The organism is Klenkia terrae (assembly GCF_037083865.1).
GTDB classification, from domain to species: domain Bacteria; phylum Actinomycetota; class Actinomycetes; order Mycobacteriales; family Geodermatophilaceae; genus Klenkia; species Klenkia terrae.
In genome coordinates this window covers 25,132-36,076 of record NZ_JBAPLV010000024.1, presented here as the reverse complement: position 1 = coordinate 36,076, position 10,945 = coordinate 25,132, and the positions used below count along the sequence as shown (strand labels likewise).

At 72.0% G+C, this 10,945-nt stretch carries 11 protein-coding genes; 10 read left to right on the top strand and 1 reads right to left on the bottom strand.

All coding sequences use genetic code 11. The features are described 5' to 3' along the window. Positions 1-6 precede the first annotated feature (6 nt). Positions 7-936 carry a RecB family exonuclease gene (locus UXQ13_RS18650; RefSeq protein ID WP_336392716.1) on the bottom strand — a complete coding sequence of 310 codons (930 nt, stop codon included), beginning with the start codon at positions 934-936 and terminating at the stop codon, positions 7-9. A 55-nt stretch (positions 937-991) separates the two neighbouring features. Here UXQ13_RS18650 and UXQ13_RS18645 point away from each other — a divergent pair, with 55 nt between their 5' ends. The 10 genes from UXQ13_RS18645 (at position 992) to pafA (ending at position 10,914) form a co-directional block, all read left to right on the top strand. Further along, positions 992-1,918, top strand: coding sequence for a tRNA (adenine-N1)-methyltransferase (locus tag UXQ13_RS18645; RefSeq protein ID WP_336392715.1), 927 nt, complete (start codon positions 992-994; stop codon positions 1,916-1,918). A gap of 191 nt (positions 1,919-2,109) precedes the next feature. Continuing rightward, the gene (gene arc, locus UXQ13_RS18640; protein WP_336392714.1) at positions 2,110-3,831 is read left to right on the top strand and encodes a proteasome ATPase; all 1,722 of its coding nucleotides are present in this window, start codon (positions 2,110-2,112) and stop codon (positions 3,829-3,831) included. Between the two features lie 16 nt (positions 3,832-3,847). After that, positions 3,848-4,675, top strand: a complete 828-nt coding sequence (locus tag UXQ13_RS18635) for a septum formation family protein (RefSeq protein ID WP_336392713.1) — start codon at positions 3,848-3,850, stop codon at positions 4,673-4,675. A gap of 22 nt (positions 4,676-4,697) precedes the next feature. Further along, positions 4,698-6,203, top strand: coding sequence for a depupylase/deamidase Dop (dop, locus tag UXQ13_RS18630; protein WP_318250054.1), 1,506 nt, complete (start codon positions 4,698-4,700; stop codon positions 6,201-6,203). Positions 6,204-6,205: 2 nt separating this feature from the next. After that, entirely contained in the window at positions 6,206-6,739 is a 534-nt protein-coding gene (locus UXQ13_RS18625; RefSeq protein ID WP_225235742.1) for a ribonuclease E inhibitor RraB, read from the top strand. A gap of 71 nt (positions 6,740-6,810) precedes the next feature. Further along, positions 6,811-7,020 carry a ubiquitin-like protein Pup gene (locus UXQ13_RS18620; RefSeq protein WP_225235743.1) on the top strand — a complete coding sequence of 70 codons (210 nt, stop codon included), beginning with the start codon at positions 6,811-6,813 and terminating at the stop codon, positions 7,018-7,020. 106 nt (positions 7,021-7,126) lie between these two features. Next, a complete protein-coding gene (locus UXQ13_RS18615) occupies positions 7,127-7,816 on the top strand; it encodes an endonuclease VII domain-containing protein (RefSeq protein ID WP_336392725.1) in 690 nt (229 codons plus the stop codon). Beyond that, on the top strand, positions 7,813-8,661 hold the full coding sequence (gene prcB / locus UXQ13_RS18610; RefSeq protein ID WP_225235745.1) for a proteasome subunit beta: 849 nt from the start codon (positions 7,813-7,815) through the stop codon (positions 8,659-8,661). Before UXQ13_RS18615 ends, prcB begins: the two co-directional genes overlap by 4 nt. Before the next feature lie 3 nt (positions 8,662-8,664). Then, entirely contained in the window at positions 8,665-9,546 is an 882-nt protein-coding gene (gene prcA, locus UXQ13_RS18605) for a proteasome subunit alpha (protein ID WP_336392712.1), read from the top strand. Between the two features lie 9 nt (positions 9,547-9,555). Continuing rightward, on the top strand, positions 9,556-10,914 hold the full coding sequence (pafA, locus tag UXQ13_RS18600; RefSeq protein ID WP_225235746.1) for a Pup--protein ligase: 1,359 nt from the start codon (positions 9,556-9,558) through the stop codon (positions 10,912-10,914). Positions 10,915-10,945 lie beyond the last annotated feature (31 nt).

Below are 10,945 nucleotides of genomic sequence, written 5' to 3'. Positions count from 1 at the left end.
GACCGGTCAGACCGCCGTCACAGGGACCGTGGTGCGCCAGCCGGCGGCAGCGGCGGCCTCGGCCGGGAACCGCGGCGGCGTGCCGCCGAAGGACGGGCAGAACGCCTGGTGGTCGCACCAGCTGCACAGCCGACTGCGGTTGGGCCGGAAGTCGCCGGTCTCCACCGCCTTGGCGATGGCGGCCCAGATCGCCTGCAGGGTGCGCTCGAAGCGCAGCAGCTCGGCCTCGTCGGGGGCGTAGGTGAGGACGTCGCCGTCCTTGAGGTAGATCAGCTTGAGCTGGGCGGCCACCACGCCGCGGGTGCGCCACAGCACCAGGGCGTAGAACTTCATCTGGAACAGCGCCTTGGCCTCGAAGGCCTCCCGCGGCATGCCGCCGGTCTTGTAGTCCACCACCCGCAGGGCGCCGTTGCGGGCGACGTCCAGCCGGTCGACGAACCCGCGCAGCAGCAGCCCGTCGGGCAGGGTGACCTCGACCAGCTCCTCGCGGCCCTCGGGCTGGATCCGGGTGGGGTCCTCCAGCCGGAAGTACGTCTCGACCAGTGCGCCGGCGGAGTCCAGCCAGCCGGCCAGCTCGGTCTCGCCCGCCTCGGCGGCCTCGAACAGGTCGGCCACGCCCGGCTCCTCGCGCAGCTCGGCCCAGGCCGGGTCGACCAGGTCGCGGGCGGCGGCCACGGTGCGCTCGGCCGGCGGCAGGTCGTAGAGCTTCTCCAGCACGGTGTGCACGAGGGTGCCCCGCACCGCGGCCCGGGACTTCTTCTCCGGCAGCCGGTCGATGGTGCGGAAGCGGTAGAGCAACGGGCAGGTCTTGAAGTCCGCGGCGCGCGAGGGGGACAGGGAGGGCCGGCGCGGGGTGGTGTCGCCGGCCGTCGTCCGCTGGTCGGCCGGGTCGGTCGCCGGGTCCGTGACGTCCAGCGCGAGGTCCGTCGTCGTCATGCCCGCCACGGTAGGTGCGGGGTCCGACAGAACCGTCTCCGTAGGCTCGGCGCCCGTGGAACCCCAGCCCGGCGATGCCGTCCCCGAGAACCCGACGACCCCCGGCACCCCGGACGGCCCCGTCGACGGCCCTGCCGACGCCCCGGCCGACGCTCCGGTCGACGGTGCCTTCGTCGTCGGCGACCGGGTGCAGCTGACCGACCCCAAGGGCAACATGCACACCGTCGTCCTGGAGCCGGGCAAGCAGTTCCACACCCACCGCGGTGCCATCGAGCACGACAGCCTCATCGGGGCCCCCGAGGGGTCGGTCGTGCACTCGACCAACAACACCGGCTACCTGGCGTTCCGGCCGCTGCTGGCCGACTTCGTGCTGTCGATGCCGCGCGGCGCCCAGGTCATCTACCCCAAGGACGCCGCGCAGATCGTCGGCTTCGGCGACATCGGTCCCGGGATGCGCGTGCTCGAGGCCGGCGCCGGGTCGGGCGCGCTGTCCTGCTCGCTGCTGCGGGCGATCGGCACCACCGGCACGCTCACCAGCTACGAACGCCGCGAGGACTTCGCCGACGTCGCCCGGGCCAACGTGCAGACGTTCCTCAAGGAGGTGCCGGCGAACTGGTCGCTGCGGCTGGGCGACCTCGACCAGCACCCGGCCAGCGAGACCGTCGACCGGGTGGTGCTGGACATGCTGGAGCCCTGGGCTGTGCTCCCCACGGTGGCTGCCGCGCTGCGCCCGGGCGGGGTGCTGGTCGGCTACGTGGCCACGGTCACCCAGCTGTCCACCTACGTCGAGGCCCTGCGCGAGCAGGCGGTCTGGACCGAGCCGTACTCGTGGGAGTCGCTCCTCCGCCCGTGGCACGCCGTGGGCCTGGCGGTGCGCCCCGAGCACCGCATGGTCGCCCACACCGCGTTCCTGGTCACCTGCCGGCGGCTGGCCGAGGGCACGGTCGCCCCGCTGCGGGCCCGGAAGGCCCGCCGCATCTGAGCGGCCGGCGGGACGGGTGGGGCGGGTCGTCGCGCACTCGTCACGCCCGGCCCCCGCGAGCGCGGCGCGCTGTCGTACGGCGTGGATACAGTGGCGCGACGGAAGCCCCCTGACGTGTGCGGAGGTGCGTGGTGGGTTCTCTCGGCCCTGACGAGTTCCGAGCGCGACGTGAGCGTGACGTCGCCTCGCTGGTGAGCCAGATCAGCTACCTCGAGGAGGAGATCGGCCTCCTGCGGCGCAAGGTGTCCGACAGCCCCCGCCAGGTGCGGGCGCTGGAGGAGCGGGTGGCGGAGGCCGAGGGCCGCGTGGCCTTCCTCTCCGAGCGCAACGACAAGCTGACCGACACCCTCCGGGGTGCCCGCGACCAGCTCGTCCAGCTCAAGGAGGAGATCGACCGGCTCGGCCAGCCCCCGTCGGGCTACGGCGTGTTCCTCGGCCGGTTCGACGACGGCACGGTCGACGTGTTCACCGGTGGCCGCAAGCTGCGGGTGTCGGTCTCCCCGGCGGTCGACGGCGAGGCGCTGCAGTACGGCCAGGAGCTCATGCTCAACGAGGCGATGAACGTCGTCGAGGCCCGCGGCTTCGAGCGGTCCGGCGACGTGGTGACCCTCAAGGAGCTGCTGGAGCCGATCGAGGGCCAGCCGCACCGTGCGCTGGTCGTCGGGCACACCGACGAGGAGCGCATCGTCCAGCTCGCGGACTCCCTGACCGACCAGAAGCTGCGCAGCGGTGACTCGCTGCTGCTGGAGCCCCGGTCGGGCTTCGTCTACGAGCGGATCCCCAAGAGCGAGGTCGAGGAGCTCATCCTCGAGGAGGTCCCCGACATCGACTACGGCGACATCGGTGGCCTGTCCCGGCAGATCGAGCAGATCCGGGACGCCGTCGAGATGCCGTTCCTGCACAAGGACCTGTTCAAGACCTACGAGCTGCGCCCGCCCAAGGGCATCCTGCTGTACGGCCCGCCCGGGTGCGGCAAGACGCTGATCGCCAAGGCGGTCGCCAACTCCCTCGCCAAGCAGATCGCCGTCGCCCACGGTGCCGAGGAGGCGACCCGCGCGCGGTCCTACTTCCTCAACATCAAGGGCCCCGAGTTGCTGAACAAGTACGTGGGGGAGACCGAGCGGCACATCCGGCTGGTCTTCCAGCGGGCCCGCGAGAAGGCCAGCGAGGGCGCTCCCGTCATCGTGTTCTTCGACGAGATGGACTCGATCTTCCGCACCCGCGGCACCGGGGTGAGCTCCGACGTGGAGTCCACGATCGTCCCGCAGCTGCTCAGCGAGATCGACGGCGTCGAGGGCCTGGAGAACGTCATCGTCATCGGCGCCTCCAACCGCGAGGACATGATCGACCCGGCGATCCTGCGGCCGGGCCGGCTCGACGTGAAGATCAAGATCGAGCGGCCGGACGCCGAGGCCGCGCGGGACATCTTCACCAAGTACCTGACCACGACGCTGCCCATCCACAGCGACGACCTGGCCGAGCACGGCGGCAGCCGCGAGGCGACCATCGCCGGGATGATCCAGTCCACCGTCGAGCGGATGTACACCGAGACCGAGGAGAACCGCTTCCTCGAGGTGACCTACGCCAACGGGGACAAGGAGGTCCTGTACTTCAAGGACTTCAACTCCGGCGCCATGCTGCAGAACATCGTCGACCGCGCCAAGAAGATGGCCATCAAGGACCACCTGGAGACCGGTGGGCACGGGCTGCGGGTCGGGCACCTCATGGCGGCCTGCGTGGACGAGTTCAAGGAGAACGAGGACCTCCCGAACACGACCAACCCCGACGACTGGGCACGGATCTCGGGCAAGAAGGGCGAGCGGATCGTCTACATCCGCACGCTGATCAGCGGCAAGGGCAGCGAGTCGGGCCGGGCGATCGACACGGCGACCAACACCGGTCAGTACCTGTAGTCCGGTGCGGAGGGCGGTGCTGGCGGTCGGGGCCGCCCTCCTGCTGGCGGGGTGCACGTCGGTCGTCGACGGCACCGCCAGCCCGGCGTCCGTGGCCGCGCCGACGCCGGGGGACGACCCGCTGGTCGACGCACCGGCGGTCGGCACCTGCCACGACATCGAGAACTCCTACTCACCGCTGGAGATCCCGCCGGTCGTCGGGTGCGACGAGGAGCACACCGGGGAGACCGCACTGGTGCAGGACACGGGCCTGCCGCTGGAGGCGGAGTACCCGACCGAGGACGGCATCGACGACGGCTACCTCGGCGACGTCTGGGACGAGGTCTGCAGCTACGACACCGTGCAGGACTACCTGCAGGGACGCATCGGCGACCAGGCGTACGCCAGCTACACCAAGGTGCTGCCGACCGAGGAGCAGTGGGCGATCGGTGCGCGCTGGGTCGCCTGCGACGTGACCTACGGGTACCTGGAGCCCGAGCCGGCACCCGGGCGGATGGCCGGGGCCCTGCGGTCCGGCGAGACCGCGCCCTACCGCGCCTGCCTGACCGGCGACGCGCAGGACAACGACGTGGTCGCCTGCTCCGAACCGCACTGGGCCGAGCAGATCTCCGGCTCGCCCGACGTCCCCGAGGGCACCCCGTTCCCGGCCGACCAGGCCGCGCGGGCACCGATCGCGGCGCAGTGCCTGCCGAACGCGGTCGACTACCTGGACGGGCCGCTGCCGGCCGACGTGGCCGTGGACATCACCACCGAGGACGCCGACGACTGGGAGGGCTACCCCTTCGCCACCTGCGTCCTGGTGCCCGTGGCCGGCGGCACGACCGACACCAGCTTCCGGGATTGATGCGTCCTCATATGGTTGCCGCATGAGCGTGCGGCGGGTCATGGGCACCGAGTTGGAGTACGGCATCTCGGTGCCGGGGCAGCCGGGGGCGAACCCCACCACCTTGTCCAGCCAGGTGGTGAACGCCTGGGCACCGGCCGAGGCCGCGGCGCGTCGTCGTCCGCGCTGGGACTTCGAGGAGGAGAACCCGCTGCGCGACGCCCGTGGGTTCGACCTGTCGCCGGCCCGGGCGCTGGACCACAACGACCCCGACGAGGACCCGGGGATGGCCAACGTCGTCCTCACCAACGGGGCGCGGCTGTACGTGGACCACGCGCACCCGGAGTACTCGACGCCCGAGGTCACCAGCCCGCGCGACATCGTGCTGTGGGACAAGGCGGGGGAGCGGGTGATGGCCGAGGCGTCCATCCGGGCCGCCCGGGTGCCCGGCAGCGTGCCGATCCAGCTGTACAAGAACAACACCGACGGCAAGGGCCAGTCCTACGGGGCGCACGAGAACTACCTGATGGACCGCCGGACGCCGTTCCTGGACATCATCCGGGGCTTGGTGCCCTTCTTCGTGACCCGCCAGGTGTTCGCCGGCGCCGGTCGGGTCGGCATCGGCACCGACGGGCGGACGCAGGGCTTCCAGCTGTCCCAGCGCGCGGACTTCTTCGAGGTCGAGGTGGGTCTGGAGACCACGCTGAAGCGGCCGATCATCAACACCCGCGACGAGCCGCACGCCACCCCGGAGGAGTACCGCCGGCTGCACGTGATCATCGGCGACGCGAACCTCGCCGAGTGGTCGACCTACCTGAAGGTGGGGACGACGTCGCTGGTCCTGGCCATGATCGAGGCCAAGGCCCTGACGTCGGACCTCGCCGTCGAGGAGCCGGTCGCCGAGCTGCAGGCGGTCAGCCACGACGCGACCCTGACCCACCGGCTGCGCCTGCGGGACGGCCGGCGGCTCACCGCGCTGGAGATGCAGCAGGACTTCCTGGCCCAGGCCCGGGCCTACGTCGCCCGGACCGGCGACCAGGACCCGCAGACCCACGACGTGCTGGCCAAGTGGGGCGAGGTGCTCGACGACCTGGCGATCGACCCGATGCGCTGCGCCGACCGCCTGGACTGGCCGGCCAAGCTCCGACTGCTGCAGGGCTACCGGAAGCGCGACGGGCTCGAGTGGGGCGACGCGCGGCTGGCCCTGGTCGACCTGCAGTACTCCGACATCCGGCCCGACAAGGGCCTGTACCAGCGCCTGGTCGCCCGCGGCTCGATGCAGCGCCTGGTCACCGAGGACGAGGTGACCGCGGCGATGACCACCCCGCCGTCGGACACCCGCGCCTACTTCCGCGGGGAGTGCCTGCGCCGGTACCCCGCGCAGGTGGCCGCCGCGTCGTGGGACTCGGTGGTGTTCGACCTCGGCCGGGAGAACCTGGTGCGGGTGCCCACGATGGAGCCGCTGCGGGGGACCCGGGAGCACGTCGGTGCCCTGTTCGACCGGGTCGGCAGCGCCCAGGAGCTGGTCGACACCATTACGGGGAGCTGACGGTGGCGTCGCCGGAGGCCCCGGTCCCGCGACGGCCCCGGCGCGCCAGCACGCGGACGGTCCGCCCCGAGGACGTCGGCGCCCTGGTGCGGGTGCTCTCGGCCCTGCAGGTGCACCTGCTGTCGGGGGACCTGCCGGTGCAGCTGACCACCTCGCTGTCCCGGCACCTGGCCACCGCGGGCCTGCTGGCGCCCGGGGCCACCCCCGCCGAGCTGCTGCTGGCCCTGGACGACCTGGCCGGCCGGCTGCGGTCGGGCGGGACGCAGCCCGAGGTGTCCGGGGAGACCCGGCACCTGGTGGGCTTCACGACCCGCGAGCAGGCCGACGCGTTCGCCGCGGGTGCCGCGCGCCGGGCCGGCGACGAGGTCGAGGGGCCGGTCCCCGCGGACGCCGACCGGTGGGTGGGCGACGTGCAGTGGCAGGTGACCGTCCGGGTGGTCGAGCCGCCGATGTCCCCTGCCTTCGACGCCCGGATCGCCGGGCTGCACGCCCTCGCCGACGCGCACGCCGGTCACCTCGGCGGCTGGGAAGCCTGAGCGGTTCCTGTCATACCGTCCGGGTAGCTTGCGCAGCAGGGCACGACGACGCACTCGAGCTGGAGGATCAGATGGCCACCAGGGACACCGGCGGGCAGCAGAAGGCGACCCGGTCGCGCGAGGAGACCGACGAGGTCGAGGCCTCCGTCGACGCGGAGGGCACCGAGCGCCGCGAGCAGATGAGCGAGGACGTCGACTCGATCCTCGACGAGATCGACGGCGTCCTCGAGTCCAACGCCGAGGAATTTGTTCGCTCGTACGTACAAAAAGGGGGGGAGTAGACGGTTTCGTTCCGCATCTCGGCGGGTCAAGGTGGCAGACGCCAAGCATTGCCCGGACTGCGGTGAGCTGCGGCCGACGTCGGAGTTCACCCGGAACAGGGCGCAGATGGACGGGCTGGCGTTCTACTGCAGACGGCATGCACAGGAACGGCACCTGGCCGCCCGCCGGGCAAGAGAAGGACCTCCTCGGCGCCGTCACGCAGTCGGCGTCGACGTACCGGCCGGGCACAAGTGGTGCCCTGACTGCAGCGAGGTGAAGCCCCTCGATGAGTTCCCACGATCGGCACGGACCACGACCGGGCGGTACTCGTACTGCAAGCCGTGCCACGGTGTTCGCGGTCAGGCAAGCCTGGACAAGGTCGGAGGATCCCGCACCTACCACCTGAAGCGCAGGTACGGGATCACCGCGGTCGAGGCCGACGCGATGCTCGCGGCCCAGGGCGGGCTGTGCGCGATCTGCCGCGTGGCCCCGGCGGCGCACGTGGACCACGACCACGCCACGAACGCGGTCCGCGAGCTGCTGTGCTTCAACTGCAACGGCGGACTCGGCCAGTTCCGCGACGACCCGGCCGTGCTGCTGGCCGCCGTCGACTACCTGGAGAAGCACGCGGTCGGTCCGGGCGCGGGGGAGCAGCCCCCGGCGGCGGGCTGCACCACGACGCCGCGACTAGGGTCGGAGCGACGAGACCGACGGGGTCCACGACCCGGTCGGCGACGGACGGACCGCCCCGCACCGGGGCAGGCCGCAGAGCATCGGTCCGGCCCGCACGGGCCGGCGGAGGAGGCGCACGGGTGAGCGATCAGATCGCCGGACGGAGCGGGTTCACCCCCGCCTACCTGGACCGCGTGGGGTCATCGTTCACCGACTTCCTCGGGACCGTGGCCCCCGACCTGCTTCCCGGCCGCCGGCCGGTGCCCGCGGTCCCGATGGGCGACATGGCCCCGCACGGCACCACGATCGTCGCGGCCACCTTCGACGGCGGCGTCCTGATGGGCGGTGACCGGCGGGCCACGATGGGCAACCTGATCTCCAGCCGGGACATCGAGAAGGTCTACGCCGCCGACTCCTGGTCGGTCATCGGCATCGCCGGCGCGGCCGGCATCGCGATCGAGATGGTCCGGCTGTACCAGGTCGAGCTCGAGCACTACGAGAAGATCGAGGGGATGGTGCTGTCCCTCGACGGCAAGGCCAACCGGCTGGCCGCGATGATCCGCGGCAACCTCGGCGCGGCCATGCAGGGCCTCGCCGTGGTCCCGCTGTTCGCCGGCTACGACCTGGACGCCGCCGAGGGCGTCAGCCCTGGCCGCATCTTCAGCTACGACGTCACCGGCGGGAACTACGAGGAGCGCGGGTACGCCTCCGTGGGCTCCGGCTCGCTGTTCGCCCGCAGCTCGCTGAAGAAGACCTGGCGGCCCGGGCTGTCCGCCGACGCCGCCACCCGCAGCCTCGTCGAGGCGCTCTACGACGCCGCCGACGACGACTCCGCCACCGGGGGACCGGACAGCGTCCGCCGCCTCTACCCGATCCTGTACCGGATCGACGCCGAGGGCGCGGTCCGGCTGACCGACGACGAGGTCGCCGAGATCGCCGCCTCCATCACCGCCGACCGGTCCGCCGGCGCCGCGAACCGGGAGGCCTGAGCCATGACCATGCCCTACTACGCCTCCGCCGAGCAGGTCATGCGCGACCGCTCGGAGTACGCCCGCAAGGGCATCTCCCGCGGTCGCAGCGTCGCCGTGCTCACCTGCGCGGACGGCGTCCTGCTCATCGCCGAGAACCCCAGCTCCACGCTGCACAAGGTCGGCGAGATCTACGACCGGATCGGCTTCGCCGCCGTCGGCCGGTACTCGGAGTTCGAGAGCCTGCGGGTGGCCGGCGTCCGGCTGGCCGACGTCCGCGGCTACTCCTACAACCGGCGCGACGTGACCGGCCGGGTGGTGGCCAACGCCTACGCCCAGACCCTCGGCTCCATCTTCACCGAGCAGATGAAGCCCTTCGAGGTCGAGCTGTGCGTGGCCGAGGTCGGCACGACCGCCGAGGCCGACCAGCTCTACCGGCTCACCTTCGACGGCTCCGTGGTCGACGAGCCGGACTTCGTGGTGATGGGCGGCCAGGCCGAGGCGGTCACCACCCACCTGCGGGAGAACTTCCGGTCCGGCCTGCCGCTGCGCGAGGCCCTGGCGGTCGGTGTCGCTGCCCTGTCGGCGGTCAGCGCCTCCACCCAGGCCAACGGCGGCGCGCACACCACGCTGCCGGCCGAGCAGTTGGAGGTCGCCGTCCTCGACCGCGTCCGGCCCAAGCGCACCTTCCGCCGGGTCACCGGCGCGGCTCTGCGCGCCCTCCTGGCCGACGACGCGGCGCCCGCAACCGAGGCAGCCCCCGACGCCGCCGAGGGCGAGGGCGCCGCCCACCTGCCCACCAGCCCGGCCCCCGGCACACCGCCCGGCCTGGGTGACCCGGCGGCACCGGACACCGCGGGCGGCGCGGCCGGCGATCCCGACGCGGCGCCCGGAACATCGGCCTAGGCTCGGATCGTGGACCGCAGGATCTTCGGCATCGAGACCGAGTACGGCGTCACGTGCACCTTCGAGGGCCAGCGCCGGCTGTCGCCCGACGAGGTCGCGCGCTACCTCTTCCGCCGGGTGGTGTCCTGGGGCCGGAGCTCCAACGTGTTCCTGCGCAACGGCGCCCGGCTGTACCTCGACGTGGGCAGCCACCCCGAGTACGCCACCGCCGAGTGCGACGACCTCACCGAGCTCGTCGTCCACGACAAGGCCGGTGAGCGGATCCTCGAGGGCCTGCTGATCGACGCCGAGCAGCGGCTGGCCGACGAGGGCGTCAACGGCGACATCTACCTGTTCAAGAACAACACCGACTCCGCCGGCAACAGCTACGGCTGCCACGAGAACTACCTGGTCGGCCGGCAGGGCGAGTTCTCCCGGCTGGCCGACGTGCTCATCCCGTTCCTGGTCACCCGGCAGATCGTCTGCGGCGCCGGCAAGGTGCTGCAGACCCCGCGCGGGGCGGTCTACTGCGTCAGCCAGCGGGCCGAGCACATCTGGGAGGGCGTCTCGTCGGCGACCACCCGGTCCCGGCCGATCATCAACACCCGCGACGAGCCGCACGCCGACGCCGAGCGCTACCGCCGGCTGCACGTCATCGTCGGCGACTCGAACATGAGCGAGACGACCACGCTGCTCAAGGTGGCCATCACCGACCTCGTGCTGCGGATGATCGAGGACGGCGTGCCGATCCGGGACATGACGCTGGAGAACCCGATCCGGGCGATCCGCGAGATCAGCCACGACCTCACCGGCCGGCGCAAGGTCCGGCTGTCCAGCGGCCGGGAGATGTCGGCCCTGGAGATCCAGACCGAGTACCACGACCGGGCCGCCGAGTACGTCGACCGCGAGGGCCTCGGCCCGGTGCACCGGCAGATGCTCGAGCTGTGGGGCCGCACCCTCAAGGCCGTCGACACCGGGGACCACTCGCTGATCGACCGCGAGGTCGACTGGGCGATCAAGCAGTCGCTCATCGAGCGGTACCGGGCCAAGCACGACATGTCGCTGTCCGCCCCGCGGATCGCCCAGCTCGACCTGGCCTACCACGACATCCGACGCGGCCGGGGCCTGTACTACCTGCTCGAGCGGGCCGGGCAGGTCGACCGGGTCACCCACGACCCCCGGGTCTTCGAGGCGAAGAACGTGCCGCCGCAGACCACCCGGGCCAAGCTGCGCGGTGAGTTCATCCGCAAGGCGCAGGACAAGCGGCGCGACTTCACCGTCGACTGGGTGCACCTCAAGCTCAACGACCAGGCCCAGCGCACCGTGCTGTGCAAGGACCCGTTCAAGTCCGTCGACGAGCGGGTCGAGAAGCTCATCAACTCGATGTGATGCGGGTCGGTCGGGTCACCCGACCGACCCG